The 13,812-nt window shown below is 64.0% G+C and carries 12 protein-coding genes and 1 pseudogene; 7 read left to right on the top strand and 6 right to left on the bottom strand.

What is annotated here, in order from left to right; all coding sequences use genetic code 11:
* The first annotated feature begins 82 nt into the window (after positions 1-82).
* Both QN084_RS00945 and QN084_RS00940 read left to right on the top strand, forming a co-directional pair.
* Complete coding sequence (locus tag QN084_RS00945; protein WP_069694897.1) at positions 83-2,224, top strand: NUDIX domain-containing protein; 2,142 nt, start codon at positions 83-85, stop codon at positions 2,222-2,224.
* A 185-nt stretch (positions 2,225-2,409) separates the two neighbouring features.
* Positions 2,410-2,904, top strand: coding sequence for a universal stress protein (locus QN084_RS00940; protein WP_259362372.1), 495 nt, complete (start codon positions 2,410-2,412; stop codon positions 2,902-2,904).
* Positions 2,905-3,500: 596 nt separating this feature from the next.
* Here QN084_RS00940 and QN084_RS00935 read toward each other — a convergent pair.
* Complete coding sequence (locus tag QN084_RS00935) at positions 3,501-3,851, bottom strand: transposase (RefSeq protein ID WP_170828543.1); 351 nt, start codon at positions 3,849-3,851, stop codon at positions 3,501-3,503.
* A 208-nt stretch (positions 3,852-4,059) separates the two neighbouring features.
* Between QN084_RS00935 and QN084_RS00930 the strand changes: the two genes are divergently transcribed.
* The 5 genes and pseudogenes from QN084_RS00930 to QN084_RS00910 all read left to right on the top strand — a co-directional run bounded on the left by QN084_RS00930 (position 4,060) and on the right by QN084_RS00910 (position 8,562).
* Complete coding sequence (locus tag QN084_RS00930; RefSeq protein WP_069694895.1) at positions 4,060-4,377, top strand: hypothetical protein; 318 nt, start codon at positions 4,060-4,062, stop codon at positions 4,375-4,377.
* A gap of 306 nt (positions 4,378-4,683) precedes the next feature.
* Positions 4,684-5,553 (top strand): annotated as a pseudogene (locus QN084_RS00925) (YifB family Mg chelatase-like AAA ATPase); the annotation flags it as partial.
* Positions 5,550-6,779 carry a DNA-processing protein DprA gene (gene dprA, locus QN084_RS00920; protein ID WP_069694894.1) on the top strand — a complete coding sequence of 410 codons (1,230 nt, stop codon included), beginning with the start codon at positions 5,550-5,552 and terminating at the stop codon, positions 6,777-6,779. The pseudogene QN084_RS00925 and the gene dprA, both read left to right, overlap by 4 nt.
* A 62-nt stretch (positions 6,780-6,841) precedes the next feature.
* Positions 6,842-7,768: a tyrosine recombinase XerC gene (locus QN084_RS00915; protein ID WP_062097027.1), complete on the top strand. Its 927-nt coding sequence runs from the start codon at positions 6,842-6,844 to the stop codon at positions 7,766-7,768.
* 290 nt (positions 7,769-8,058) lie between these two features.
* The gene (locus QN084_RS00910; protein ID WP_021474391.1) at positions 8,059-8,562 is read left to right on the top strand and encodes a DUF3145 domain-containing protein; all 504 of its coding nucleotides are present in this window, start codon (positions 8,059-8,061) and stop codon (positions 8,560-8,562) included.
* Positions 8,563-8,661: 99 nt separating this feature from the next.
* On the opposite strand, the gene QN084_RS00905 is transcribed toward QN084_RS00910, so the two are convergent.
* From QN084_RS00905 to QN084_RS00885, 5 genes are all read right to left on the bottom strand, one after another.
* Positions 8,662-9,897: a beta-ketoacyl-[acyl-carrier-protein] synthase family protein gene (locus QN084_RS00905; protein WP_062097025.1), complete on the bottom strand. Its 1,236-nt coding sequence runs from the start codon at positions 9,895-9,897 to the stop codon at positions 8,662-8,664.
* A 133-nt stretch (positions 9,898-10,030) separates the two neighbouring features.
* Positions 10,031-10,276 (bottom strand): acyl carrier protein, encoded by a 246-nt coding sequence (locus QN084_RS00900; RefSeq protein WP_011692310.1) that lies wholly within the window; start codon positions 10,274-10,276, stop codon positions 10,031-10,033.
* A gap of 107 nt (positions 10,277-10,383) precedes the next feature.
* Positions 10,384-11,445 (bottom strand): beta-ketoacyl-ACP synthase III, encoded by a 1,062-nt coding sequence (locus tag QN084_RS00895; protein WP_021474394.1) that lies wholly within the window; start codon positions 11,443-11,445, stop codon positions 10,384-10,386.
* Positions 11,442-12,371, bottom strand: a complete 930-nt coding sequence (locus QN084_RS00890; protein ID WP_021474395.1) for an ACP S-malonyltransferase — start codon at positions 12,369-12,371, stop codon at positions 11,442-11,444. The genes QN084_RS00895 and QN084_RS00890 overlap by 4 nt, the downstream gene beginning before the upstream one ends.
* An 88-nt stretch (positions 12,372-12,459) precedes the next feature.
* Positions 12,460-13,704 carry a PucR family transcriptional regulator gene (locus QN084_RS00885; protein ID WP_021474396.1) on the bottom strand — a complete coding sequence of 415 codons (1,245 nt, stop codon included), beginning with the start codon at positions 13,702-13,704 and terminating at the stop codon, positions 12,460-12,462.
* Between the last annotated feature and the right edge of the window lie 108 nt (positions 13,705-13,812).

The raw sequence follows: 13,812 nt of genomic DNA, 5'->3' as shown, positions 1-13,812 counted from the left end.
CGGGTTCGGCCCGAATGCCTCCACCGCCAATCCATGCCGGTCAGTCCCAGCCACATGAAACTGCAACAGCAAAGGATGCATCGTGAAGGATCGAGGCTGGGATGGGGAAGCGAAGGACACCGGAAGAACCGCCCTCGTGACGCAGAGCGATCCCGGGGCGGCCAACGTCCAAGGGAGGACTACATCTGCAACCATGACGGATTGTGCCGCCTGCGTTGCCCGGCCATCGTCGCTGCCACAACGGGTGGCGTCCATCCAGGCAGCCATCGCCGCCGAGAGAGAGCCACTGGTCGCCCTCACACATCTGCTGCAGCTGTGCCGGGACGAGCATCCCATACTGCAGGAGCGGATCCAGGATGCCGGCTGCCGCGCTAAGGCCGATCTGATCACAGCCGGCGTCAGGGCCCTGATGCCCGCCACATCAACCGAATCCGAGCTGCGCCCTCAGGTTGCCGCTGCCCTGGCGGCGGCGCTGACCGCAGACGAGGGCCTGCCCGCCGTTGTTGTCGCACGGCTACTGGCTGAACTTTTGGATGAACAGTACTGCCATAGCTTCCGCGAGTCCTTTCGGCGACGGAGCCCTTACCAGCCAGGCGTTGGTGATCCTGTCCCCCTGGACAGTCCGGACCTCCGGCACGTGACCGCGCTGACCGCGACCGCCCCACCGTGGCGGCTGGCCAACCGCCTGGACGAGACCCGTCACGTCCGGCTTGCCGGGGAATGGGCCACACAATTCCAAGTCATCTTCGATTACAGCCTTGCCCGCGAGCTCACCGGGATCATAGATCGCAACACCGTCGTGGCAACCTGCCATCCCAACCGCACTCTGGCTGATTTTCACTTTCCGGCCGACGCCAGCGGGCGGACATTCCCGGTCGGTCCGAAAGATGAAGACAAACAGCACCAGGAGATCGACCGGCTGATCGACGCAGCAGTCGCAAACGGCGCGAGCATTGTTGTCCTGCCCGAACTCTGCGTCACCGAGTCACTCGCCGCCCGCCTGCAGAGCTGGACAAGCCGGACCGGCGGCCCCAGAATGCTCGTTGCCGGAAGCTACCATCACGACGACGAGCATCTTGGGACGCCGCGGCGGCGTAACACGGCCATCGCCTACCTCCGCGGCGTCCCTGCTCCGTTGACCCAGGACAAGCACTCCCCGGCCGACCGGCCGGTCAACGAAGATATCCAACCCCAAGGCTGGCCCCAGCTACGGGTCCATGTCAGCGACGATGGATGGCATCTGGTACTGGCAATCTGCCGGGACCTGCTCAATCCCCACGCCGTGCACGCTCTGGCCGAGTCGGGCGCGAACCTCCTGCTGGTACCGGCGATGAGCGATACCCTCGTTGCCTTTGGCGGCCCGGTGGCGAACCTCGTAGGATCCGGCCAGGCCTTCGTGGCGGTAGCAAACAACCCAGCAGATTTCTCCGGACCAGCCGACCTGACGGTCCACCGTCCTGCCCGGGCGTTGTTCGGTCATCCGGGTTTCGGGCAGTTGGTCCGGCTGATGCAACCGGCCAACTCCGCTCCCGGAGTGGGGCTGCTGCGCGTCCAAACCGGACAACTTCAATGGCTCGACTCCGACTCCGACTCCGACTCCGACCGGACTATGCCGAGCCACGGCCCGTCCGTGCGGCCGCCATGGGCCGACACGTTGGCCCGACTGACCGGACATGATCGTCCAGAACCGGACCGCCAGCCAAACCCGGTCACACTTAACCAGGCTGCAGTGCTTGTGCTTCTAACAGACAGCCCGCACGGCCCGTCCGTGCTCCTCACTGAACGGGCCTCCGATCTAACCAACTACCCGGGACAACTGGTCTTCCCGGGCGGCGCTGCCGACGACGGCGACCACGGTCCGGCCGCTACGGCGCTCCGCGAGGCCCGTGAGGAAACCGCATTGGACCCGGCCAGTGTGCACATCCTGGGCACTCTGCCCGCGATCGCCCTTTTCGAAAGCGGGTTCCTGCTGACGCCCGTCATCGCATGGTCTGCGGGGCCGGTCTTCACCGGTACGGTCAACATAGCCGAGGTCAGCCGTATCACCACAATTCCGTTGTACCAGCGGAAAGGCACCGGACAACAGAGCCAGGACCCTACGCAGGACGAAGAACCCGCGGCGGAACGCGAGTCCTCGACGTTTGGAGCTGGCACAAGCGCGATACTTGACATGCTCAGAGGCATGCTTTGGGGCCCGATGAGCGCCGGGACAACAGGGCACTGACAGGGCCGACGAAGCACTCGCCGATAACGCCGGCCATGCTTCAGTCCGCGGCACGGAAGAGGCTGGCCCTGACCGCGAAACCCCTCACATCACCCGTCACCGGGATCCTGGCCTGCGGCCTGGCATCTTTCCTTAACTGCAATTTTCATCAGGTACCTTGCCGCTGAAGCCTGTATGGGAGACTGATGGCAACCAGTCAGGCGGGACCTCAACGGACGGCGGAGATCATGGGCGACGGAGAGGGATTCAGGATCGTGGTCGGGGTGGACGGCTCTGCGGAATCACGGTTCGCTGTCGAATGGGCCGTCACCGAGGCCCGTCTCCGCCACGGACTGGTACGGGCAGTAACCGCTTGGGAGTATCCTCCCGAGGCGGCCGGTATGGAAGCGATGATCTGGGATAGCAACATTCTCGAGCCGACCGCCCGGGGAATGCAGACGGACACATTGAAGGGGGCAGACACCGAAGGTGTCGACGTCACCGGTGACGTCGTCCAAGGGCCCACAGTCGCCGTCCTTATAAATGCTTCTATGGACGCCGACCTGCTGGTCGTTGGTTCCCGAGGGCACGGAGGATTCACCGGGCTGCTGCTCGGATCCGTGTCCACGCAGGTACTCCACCACGCCGCCTGTCCCGTGCTCGTAGTCAGGACCAGGCCGAGAGCGCACGGAGATGGATAGGTCTTCGGACAGCGGAGGCACAGCGGGTAATCCGGCGTCCTGCGGATGCCCCGATGAAGCCATCACACTGGCAGCATCGCGACGGTAAGCGTCGTGGTCTTGGGCGCCGGTTCATCGCATAGAAGTAGCTGCTGGCGAGTTTGGTTGGGAAGATTCAGCTGAATCGATGGCTGACAGAGCCGAGGTTCGATGGCAGAGACCACATTCGGGCACGGATCGGCAGGAGGCATCTTCAAGGTCGGCCGTCGGTTCCTGTATATGATCACTACGAGTGAGCCTTTGGCCCACCGCCAGGGCACAGTAGCACCGACCGCTAGGAGCGGGAACGTCGTCCCGATAGTCGCATGACTGAGGGTTATTTTTGGGGGCAGTTGAAGTGATGTTCGGGGAAGGGTTGTTCGCCAACGGCCGGCCTGATGGCTGTGACAGGGTGGGAATCAAGCGGTCGTCGCAACACATCGACGGTAAGAAAAGCTGGTGCCCCCGGTGCGGCGCCGTGGGTCCGGTCTCGAGGCCCCGGCCTCAGATGTGCATGTCGTACTCCGGCTCTGCTGAGACTCCCACTCTCCAGAACATCTCGTCCGTATGTCCGCGAGTCAGACCTCCATCGCGTGCCAGAGGCCGCTGTCCGGATTGACTTGGATCTCCTGGTCCCTGCGGCCGCAGAAGAGCGCGTGCCGCGAGTCCCATAGGGTGGTGGCATTCCCACCAGGCGCTTCGAGGAGGCTTCGTGTGACGTAGCGGGTGAAGTGGCCGAAGCCCGGAGCGATACCGCGTAGGTGCTCGTGACGACCGTTGATCGCTTCGACCGGACCGTTCGATGCGCCTCCACGCTTGTAGAACGCCGGCACCTGAGCCCGTCCGGGCCACAGCGTCCCGCCCAGCCGGCCAAGCTCTTCAAGCCCTTCCGGCAGGCCCCTGCGCAACTGCTCATTCACTTTCTGCATGCCACGCTTGCTGGTCCACCCTTCGGTATGCTGAAAGGGCGTCGATGGAGTCCTGGTACGCCAGTAAGTGACGTCCAAAGCAATGTGGTCATCGTGGTCGGCCCGCTGGCGTTCCAGCCAGGCGGAGCCCGGCCGGGTGCATCCTGACGGTCTCAGATCGAGAATCCTCACAGCCGAGTGACAGTCCCAAAACCAAGGAGAAGCATCCATGAACAATAACGAGCTGGCCCAGTTGGGCCTCGACACGGATGGCCTTACGCCGGACGCCGACTACGTCCCGAACCCCTTCACCGCTGATGACGGTGTGCACGTCGACATCGTGTACCGCGCGTACCTGCAGCTCGAGCAGATCAACGCGCTGGGCGGTATCAGCCTGCTCGGCGGCTCGCGCGAGCGGCTGGAGGACATCTATGGCGGACTTGAGGATGGCATGGATCTGATGACGGCGGTGGCGCGCTTTGGCGACGATGAGCAGCAGCATCGCGCCCAGCAGCTCATCGCGGCAGGGAAGATCAGCGGCTCCTGACAGGCCTCGACGGAACCCCGACAGCCCAGGCTGTCGGGGTTCTTTCTTTTCGTCATACAGACCGGGCTGGCGCGAACCCCTGGGTTTGCCGGTGCCCGGCGTACACCGCGCGGACATCAACTGAACCAGGCGAGCGCCGATCAGCGGGCTCACGCTGGTGGTCGACTCTCTGATACGTGTCTCGCTCGTCTCGTCTGAGACGTGATTCCTAGTGCACTCGATGATGAACCATCATGCAGTGATCACACTATCTGGTGACGGGTTGTGCTAGAACTGCATTAGGTCACCTGTAACATGTTAATGCCCTCTTCGCCGGGGGCCGGTAAGACAATGCTCGCAGAACGTCTCCCGGGCCTTCTTCCGGACCTTGGGGACACAGCTGCCATGGAAGTGACGGCAATCCATTCCCTTGCGGCTGTGCGGTCTTCACCCGTGACGTTGATTCGGCGGCCGCCCTTCGAGAGTCCACACCACAGCGCTACAGCAGCCGCGATCATCGGCGGCGGATCGGGCCTGCCCCGCCCCGGGGCGGCTTCGCGGGCACACAGGGGCGTGCTGTTCCTTGACGAAACACCCGAGTTTGAACGCAGGGTCCTCGATGCCCTTCGCCAACCGTTGGAGAACGGGGCCCTCGTCATTCATCGCTCCGCCGGGACAGCTGCCTATCCTGCGCGGTTTCAGCTGGTCTTGGCGGCCAACCCCTGTCCCTGTGGCAATGCTTCCGGCAAGGGCAAAGACTGCACGTGTACGCCGTTGATGCGCAGGAGGTACTTTGGCCGGATGTCCGGCCCCCTGTTGGACCGGGTGGACATCCAGTTGCAGGTGGACCGTGTCTCGATGGCCGATTTCGGGCACAGCGGTACCGAGGAGAGCACATCCGATGTGGCCCTCCGGGTCATGGCGGCCAGGCAGCGTCAGGTGGACCGGCTCCGGGAGTACGGCTTCGAGACCAACGCGCAGGTGCCGGGGCGTGTGCTGCGCGGCGGACTGCGCCTTCAGCCAGGGACCACCAGGATTCTGGACACGGCGCTGGAACGGGGGATCCTGACGGCCCGGGGGTATGACCGCGTCCTCCGTTTGGCATGGACTTTGGCCGACTTGGACCACGCGGATGCGCCGGCACCGGACCACGTCGGGCAAGCCTTGGGCTTGCGCCAAGCGAACGCAATGCCATGAACGGAACATCGAAGGGAGCAACGGAGTTGGCGGAACTGACCGTGCAGGAGAAGGAGCGCATCGCCAGGGCGGCGCTGTCGCGTTTGATGGAACCGCAGGACATCGTCGGGCTGGCGCTGGTGAGGGCTGTAGGCGCCCTTGATGCTCTTGGCATCGCTACCGGAGAGCTCTCAGCGGGTGCCTCAGTGGAGCGGGAAATTACGGCACTCCTCTCGCAGGATGGCACCACCCCAACGTGGACTGGCATGGCCACAAGCCAACGACGCTGGGCGCCGCGCGTCCGTGATCTGGCGCCCGAGCGTGACCTTGCGACGATGAGGAGACTGGGCGGGCGACTGGTCATTCCCGGAGACGAACTGTGGCCTGGACAGCTGGCGGACCTGGGACTTCAGGAACCGTTGTGCCTGTGGTGGCGCGGCCCCGAGCGCCCGATTCCTTCGCCCCGGCGGATCATTGCTGTGGTGGGTTCCCGTGACAGCACCAGCTACGGTGCTTCTGTGGCCGGGGACTTCGCCCATGGCCTGGCCCAGCGCGGCTACTCGGTTGTGTCAGGTGGTGCCTACGGCATCGACGCCCATGCGCATCGGGGTGCTTTGAGCGGCGGCGCCTCCGACATGCCGACCATTGCCGTGATGGCCGGGGGAGTGGACCGCTTCTATCCGGCGGGCAACGAAGATCTGCTGCGGACTGTCACCCATCAGGGAGCGCTGATCGCCGAGGTGCCACCCGGTTCAGCCCCCACCAGATACAGGTTCCTCCAGCGCAACCGTCTGATCGCAGCATTGGCTTCGGTGACGGTCGTGGTCGAGGCCAGATGGCGTTCGGGGGCCCTGAACACCGCCCATCATGCCGAATCCATCGGAAGGATCGTCGCCACCGTTCCCGGTTCCATCCATAGTGCCAACTCCGCCGGATGCCACAGGCTCCTGAGGGACGGCGGAGCGGTGTGCGTCACCGACGTGGGAGAGGTTGCCGAACTGTCCGGCAGGAGCGGCGAATGGATGGCTGCCGACAAAGAGACTCCGGCGGAGCCGCAGGACGGGCTGTCACTTGAGGACCTTATCCTTTTGGATGCGCTGCCACTGCGCTCAGCCAGCTCCGTGGACAAGCTTGCCACCGTGGCAGGGCTGAGCCCCGATGCAGTTCGGGCGGGTTTGGGGCGCTTGGGACTTCTTGGGCTCGCGTCCTCGGAAAGGGGGGCGTGGAAACGGAGCGGGAACGCTTGATGGTCAGAGGCTAGTGCCACGTCCTGCAGCGATCCCGCACCGGACAGTGGCAAAGTGGAAAGGTGGATGGACAATCACTGCCCCCGGAGTTTGGAAGAGCGGCCGAGGGCTTCAGGCGTTATCTGGAAGCGGAGCGGGCCAGGTCGGCCCACACGGTACGGGCTTACATGTCGGATGTTGAGAGCCTTCTTGGCTTCGCGGCACAGGAGGGGACCACTGATCTTCGCTCGGTGGACCTTGGAACGCTCCGCCGTTGGTTGGGTGCGCAAAGCGAATCGGGCATGGCGCGGTCCACCTTGGCCCGCCGGGCCGCGACTGCCAGGTCCTTCACGAAGTGGGCTCTTCGCGAAGAACTGATCCAGAGTGATCCCGCCCTGCGCCTGCAGGCTCCAAAACGCAGCAAGTCATTGCCCGGGGTCCTTCATCAGCGGCAAATCAGCAGGGTGGTCGATGAACTCGATGCCGCCGCCGCGGAGGGGGACCCGCTATCGCTGAGGAACCGTGCCATGGTGGAGTTGCTTTACGCCACTGGCATCCGTGTGGGTGAGCTGACCGGCTTGGACGTCGACGATGTAGACCCTGACCGGCGGACCTTGCGGGTGCTGGGCAAAGGCAATAAGGAGCGCACGGTTCCTTTCGGGGTCCCCGCTGCCGTTGCCCTGGACGACTGGTTGCGACGCGGACGCCCGGACCTGGTTGTCCCCCTGAGCGGTCCCGCGCTTTTCCTGGGGCAGCGCGGCAAGCGCGTGGACCCGCGGCAAGTCAGGAGCGTCGTGGGCAATCTTCTCGAAGCCCTCGGCGACACCGCCGCTACCGGTCCGCACGCCCTGCGCCACAGCGCGGCCACCCATTTGCTGGACGGCGGCGCCGATCTCAGGGCAGTGCAGGAGATCCTCGGTCACAGCAGCCTTGCCACTACCCAGATCTACACACATGTCTCCGTGGAAAGATTGCGCAACAGTTACCGGCAAGCGCACCCGAGAGCCTAGCGCCCGGCAAATGTTGCACTGGCGGAAAAGTGACGTGTACGGCAAAATGTAAGCACCACTGCGGAACCTTCAATTTCAAGTTGAGGGTTCCTTGTTTGCCACAATGAACTCGTGTGCCACAATCGAGCAAAGCGATTCCATTGTGGAAGACTGGTTCTTAATAGCGGCGACCATCGGGTTTGGATCGTCTTCAAATAACTGAATATCCCGCAGGGTTCACGGCATAAGTCAGTGATGTCGTCCATGCAGAGGTCGTTGGGGAAGACGTACCTACAGCTATGGAGGATGGAATGTCTATTGCAACAACCCGCGGTGTCCTGTTCGTGCACTCGGCTCCGACTGCCTTGTGCCCGCACGTGGAATGGGCCATTGGATCGGTCGTGGATAAGCGAACCGATCTTGAGTGGACCCCGCAACCAGCTGCGCCCGGAATGTTCCGGGCCGAATTGTCGTGGGTTGGCCAGCCGGGCACTGGTGCCCAACTGGCCTCTGCGCTCAGGGGCTGGGCACACCTGCGGTACGAAGTGACCGAGGAGCCGAGTCCCGGGGTGGACGGTGCCCGATGGTCCCACACGCCCGAACTCGGAATCTTCCACGCCGTCACCGATGTCCACGGCAACGTCATGGTCAGCGAAGACCGCATTCGTTACGCCTACGAGTCCGGTGCCGGCGATCCTTCGGCGGTCTATCATGAGCTTTCCCTTGCCCTCGGCGAAGCGTGGGACGAAGAGCTCGAACCGTTCCGCCATGCCGGCGAAGGCGCACCTGTTCGCTGGCTGCACCAGGTGGGCTGACTACCTCAAGCCTCCAACGTTCCCATAGCAACCAGCAGGGCCCCCACCATATGCGGTGGGGGCCCTGCTGGTTCTGCGCGTCCTGTTCAAGGACCCGCTTTAGACGTTACGGACCGCGATGACTGCGTTGTGTCCGCCGAATCCGAAGGAGTTGCTCAAGGCCACGATGTCCCCGGCAGGGAGGTCCCGCACCGACGTCACGACGTCAAGGGGGATTTCCGGATCCTGGTTCTCAAGGTTGATGGTTACCGGTGCCTTGCGTTCGTAGACAGCCAGGACCGTGAGGACAGCTTCGACGGCGCCGGATGCACCCAGGAGGTGGCCCATCTGGGACTTCGTGGCCGATACTGCGACGTTGTCCACGTGGGTACCCAGGGCAGCGCGGAGCGCCGTGTACTCCGGCTTGTCGCCCACAGGAGTGGATGTGGCGTGGGCGTTGACGTGAACCACGTCCTCGGCCTGGATGCGGCCGTCGAACATGGCTGCTTTCAGCGCACGGGTAGCACCGAGGCCCTCAGGGTCCGGAGCCGTGATGTGGTAGGCGTCTGCCGTGACCGACGTTCCGGCCAACTCGGCGTAGATGCGTGCGCCACGGGCGATCGCGTGCTCTTCGGCTTCAAGCACCAATGCTCCGGCGCCTTCACCCATCACAAAGCCGTCGCGGTCGATGTCGTAGGGCCTGGAGGCGCGCTCCGGCTCATCGTTACGACGGGAAAGGGCCTGCATGGAGGAGAAGGCAGCCAACGGCATCGGGTGGATAGCCGCTTCGGCACCGCCGCACATGACCACATCGGCCTTGCCCGAACGGATCAGCTCCAAGCCAAGGTGGAGTGCTTCCGTGCCGGAGGCGCAGGCCGAGACGGGCGTGTGGGCTCCGGCGCGGGCCCCCAGGTCGAGGCTCACTGCGGCGGCAACGCCGTTCGGCATCAGCATGGGAACGGTCATGGGCAGGACCCTGCGGGGTCCCTTTTCCTTGAGGGTGTCCCAGGCGTCCAGAAGCGTCCAGACGCCGCCGATGCCGGTGGCGAAGGCCACTGCAAGGCGGTCGTGGTCAATTCCTTCGATTCCTGCGTCTGCCCAGGCCTCGCGAGCGGCGATGACGCCGAACTGGGTTGAGGGGTCCATGCGCTTGGCTTCAACGCGCGTCAGGACGTCCAGTGCGGGTGTCGAGCACCTGGCAGCAAAGTGCACGGGGAGGTCGTACTTGGAAACCCACTCGTCTTCGAGGGTGTGGGCTCCTGAGACCCCTTTCAGCGCGTTCTGCCACATTGTGGGAACATCGCCGCCGATGGGAGTGGTGGCCCCCAGACCGGTTATGACTACTTTGCGTGCCATGCGATCACTCTCTGTCGGATGTGCCGTCCCGCCTGCAGTTCATGCAGGGGCGGCAGAAAAAAACTTTGGGCGGTAATGCGGCTGTGCCGGGCGCAGGATCAGCAACCCCGGCCCGGCACAGCTGGTGCCAGGACTAGGCCTGTGCGTTTGCGATGAAGCTGACGGCGTCGCCCACGGTCTTGAGGTTCTTGACCTCTTCATCCGGGATGCGGACGCCGAACTTCTCTTCGGCGTTGACCACGATGGTCATCATGGAGATGGAGTCGATGTCCAGGTCCTCGGTGAAGGACTTGTCCAGTTCCACGGCTTCGGTGGCAAGGCCGGTCTCTTCGTTGACGATTTCAGCCAGGCCGGCCAGGATTTCTTCGTTGCTAGCCATGATTGGCTCCTTTTCTTGTTCTGCCGGCTGCTGCCGGAAAGGGGGCAAACCGCGATTACGGTTTGGGTTTTGACTGCGTATTCAGTTGGCTGGAGACACGGCTCCGGTTACGGCAGCACGATCACTTGGGCGCCGAAGACCAAGCCGGCGCCGAAACCGATCTGCAACGCCAGGCCTCCGCTCAGGCCCGGGTTCTCCTGAAGGAGCCGGTGGGTGGCCAAGGGGATGGAAGCCGCGGACGTGTTGCCTGCTTGGGCGATGTCACGTGCAACGACCACCGACTCGGGCAGCTTCAGCTTCTTGACCATCTCGTCGATGATGCGCATGTTCGCTTGGTGGGGGACAAAAGCAGCCAGGTCGCTTGCTTCGATGCCAGCGGCATCCAGCGCCTGCTGGGCTACCTTCGCCATTTCCCAGACTGCCCAGCGGAAGACGGTCTGGCCGTCCTGGCGCAGGGTGGGCCACACGTCCTGGGTGGCGGAGAGGATGGCGGGATCGTCTGTCTCGTCCGAGTGGCGGGCTGATTCGCCCAGCTTCCTGACTTCGTCCAGCGAGTGGGTCATGCCGATGGCGTTCCACTTGCTGCCGTCCGATCCCCAGACAGACGGGCCAATGCCCGGAGTGTCCGAAGGTCCCACCACGACGGCGCCGGCGCCGTCGCCGAGGAGGAACGAGATGGTGCGTTCATGGTTGTCGATGACGTCCGAAAGTTTCTCGGCACCAACCACCAGGACGTAGTCGGCGGCTCCGGACCGCACCAGCGCATCCGCCTGGGCAACCCCGTAGCAGTAACCCGCACAGGCGGCGGAGATGTCAAAGGCAGGTGCCGGCGTCGCGCCTAAACGGTCGGTGAGTGCAGCAGCCGCCGACGGCGTTGCGTACGGGTGGGTGACCGTGGAGACAATGACGGCGCCCAACTGGGATGCCTCAATGCCCGCCTGCTGGAGGGCGTCGCGGGCGGCGCCCTCGGCCATGTCGATCACGCTGACATCGGCAGCGGCGCGATGGCGGGTGATGATGCCGGTGCGCTGGCGGATCCATTCGTCCGAAGAATCAATCCACTGGCAGACGTCGTCATTGGTGACGATGACGTCGGGCCGGTAGGCGCCGATCCCGAGGATACGGCTGTTTTCGTGAACCGGAGCCTTCTTCAATACGGGCGTGCTCATGCTTCTCCCTCCAGTTCGGCAAACAGGGCAAGGGCGGCAGACAGGTCCTCGGGCGTCTTGACTGCCACGGTCTTGACGCCCGGCATGCCGCGCTTTGCGAGACCGGCGAGGGTTCCCGCGGGGGCCAGTTCGATGACGCCGGTAACACCGCGCTCAACCAGGTTCTCCATGCAGAGGTCCCAACGGACCGGCCGGGAGACCTGGGCGATCAGGCTGTCGACGACGGCGGAACCCGCCTTCACTTCCTTGCCGTCGTAGTTGGATAGCAGGGGAACCGTAGGGTCCTGGGGCGAAAGCGAGGGCTTGAGTGCCTCAAGTGCGTCCACTGCCGGTGCCATGTGGGAGGTATGGAAAGCGCCGGCGACCTTGAGCGGGATGACGCGGGCCTTGGCAGGCGGGTTGTCCGCAAGGGCCTTCAACTGCTCGAAGGTGCCGGCAGCGACGGTCTGGCCTGCGCCGTTGACGTTGGCCGGAGTAGCGCCGGAAGCCTCGATGGCTGCGAGGACGTCAGCCGGGTCCCCGCCCACCACGGCACTCATGCCCGTGGGAGTGACGGCCGCAGCGGCTGCCATGCTGTTGGCGCGTTCGCGCACGAACGTCATGGCTTCCTCGTCCGTAAGGACGCCCGCTAGTGCGGAAGCGGTGATTTCACCTACCGAGTGCCCCGCAAGAATAACGGGAAGGGTATTGAGTTCAACGTCGAACAAGGATTTGGCGGCGACGAGGCCCGCGGCCACAATCAGCGGCTGTGCCACGGCAGTGTCCTTGATGGTTTCTTCGTCAGAGGTGGTGCCGTGGGCCTTGAGGTCGATGCCTGCGATCTCGCTCAGCTTGGCCAATTGGCCTTCGACGGAGGGGAGTTCCAGCCAAGGGGCCAGAAAACCTGGGGTCTGGGAGCCCTGTCCAGGGCAGACGATTGCAAGCACGTATCCAGCTTTCCAAATTGCCACGTGATCCACTGGTGTTTCGGTACACCAAGCTCACTGGGTCAGTTTGTAGGAAGTCTACAACGGTTCAGTTCTGTGAACGCGATGCGTGACGGTCGGCAGCGGCCTTCGGTTGGGCTGAAAGGCGCCCCACCACCAAGGCGGTTTGGAGCACGAAGGCTTCCCTCGGCAGCAGGGGATCCCAGCCCGTCACGTCGCAAACACGCTTCAAACGGTAGCGCACCGTGTTGGCATGGACGAACAATTCGCGCGCCGTGGCTTCCAGCGAATGTCCCAGCTCAAGGTAGGTGCCCAGGGTTTCAACCAGCCCGTTCGAGGCGGCCAGCAGGGGGCGGTAGATGTTCTTGATCAAGGACCTTCGCGCTGCGTCATCTCCGGAGACAACACGTTCAGGCAGCAGGTCGTCGGCGGCTACCGGCCGGGGAGCGGACGGCCATGCACGGGCCGCGGTCAGTCCCGCGAAGGCGGCCTGGGCGGAACTGCTGGCCTCGAGCAGGGAGCTGGCCTCGGGGCCGTACACCACCGCGCCGGGGGCAAAGAGTTCGCTCAGTTTTACATAGGCGGTGTCCCGGTCCTGGACTCCGCCGAGAATGAGGATCAAACGGTCGCCCTGGATTCCCACCAGGGCGTCCTCCGCGAAACGTCCGGCCGTGCGGCGGAGTTCGCTGACATAGCTGGCGCTCGGTTCTGAAGGGGAATTGCCCACCATCACCGTGAACCTCTCCTGGGCTTTCCAGCCCAGCGCCGCGATTCTGGAGCGCAGGGCGTCCGTGTTCTCGCCGCGGAGGATGGCGTCCACGATCAGCGCTTCCAGCCGAGTATCCCACGAACCGCGGGATTCGGCCGCGCGGGCATACACGTCGGCTGCAGCGAAAGCCACCTCGCGGGAGTACCTCAGCACTGCTTCGCGCAGGGAAGGCTGGTCGGACTCCGGTGCGATGACCGGAACCTGGTCCTCCACTACCTCCACCACTATCCGGATCAGCTGCAGCGCTTTCTGCAGGCTGATGGAGCGAGTCAGTTCGGTAGGCGCATTGCCGAAGACGTCGGTCAGGATCCAGGACGGGGAACTCGGCCGCTCATACCAGGTCACAAAAGCCGCGATGCCGTTTTGCGCAACAAGTCCCAGCGCGGAGCGTTCGTCCGAGCTCAACCGGCTGTACCAGGGCAGTGATTTCTCCAGCTGTCGCATGGTGCTGGTGGACAGTTGTCCCACGTTTGCGCGGAGCTGGCGCAAGGTCTCGGCCTTCTCCGGGGACACCGCCGGCGGGGCTGCTTTGCGCTTGGTAGTGGTCTTGGTGGGCTCGGCCATGGAATGAGCATACGGTGCATCAAGACCAAGCTCCATTTGTGCGAAGGCTACAACTTCGCATGGTGCGGCTCACGTCACCGCGTGGCGCTGCAAACGGCGTGCTTAAAG

The sequence above is a fragment of the Paenarthrobacter sp. R1 genome (assembly GCF_030264015.1).
In the GTDB taxonomy this organism is placed as follows: Bacteria; Actinomycetota; Actinomycetes; order Actinomycetales; family Micrococcaceae; genus Arthrobacter; species Arthrobacter ureafaciens.
Note: the sequence above shows the minus strand (reverse complement) of the source record. Positions and strands in the feature narration are given on the sequence as shown.

Coding starts and splice junctions, on each gene's coding strand:
- QN084_RS00905 (WP_062097025.1), bottom strand. CDS start 9,897: ATGGCACGCAAAGTAGTCATAACCGGTCTGGGGGCCACCACTCCCATC.
- QN084_RS00900 (WP_011692310.1), bottom strand. CDS start 10,276: ATGGCTAGCAACGAAGAAATCCTGGCCGGCCTGGCTGAAATCGTCAAC.
- QN084_RS00910 (WP_021474391.1), top strand. CDS start 8,059: ATGTCTATTGCAACAACCCGCGGTGTCCTGTTCGTGCACTCGGCTCCG.
- QN084_RS00930 (WP_069694895.1), top strand. CDS start 4,060: ATGAACAATAACGAGCTGGCCCAGTTGGGCCTCGACACGGATGGCCTT.
- QN084_RS00895 (WP_021474394.1), bottom strand. CDS start 11,445: ATGAGCACGCCCGTATTGAAGAAGGCTCCGGTTCACGAAAACAGCCGT.
- QN084_RS00940 (WP_259362372.1), top strand. CDS start 2,410: ATGGCAACCAGTCAGGCGGGACCTCAACGGACGGCGGAGATCATGGGC.
- QN084_RS00885 (WP_021474396.1), bottom strand. CDS start 13,704: ATGGCCGAGCCCACCAAGACCACTACCAAGCGCAAAGCAGCCCCGCCG.
- dprA (WP_069694894.1), top strand. CDS start 5,550: ATGAACGGAACATCGAAGGGAGCAACGGAGTTGGCGGAACTGACCGTG.
- QN084_RS00935 (WP_170828543.1), bottom strand. CDS start 3,851: ATGCAGAAAGTGAATGAGCAGTTGCGCAGGGGCCTGCCGGAAGGGCTT.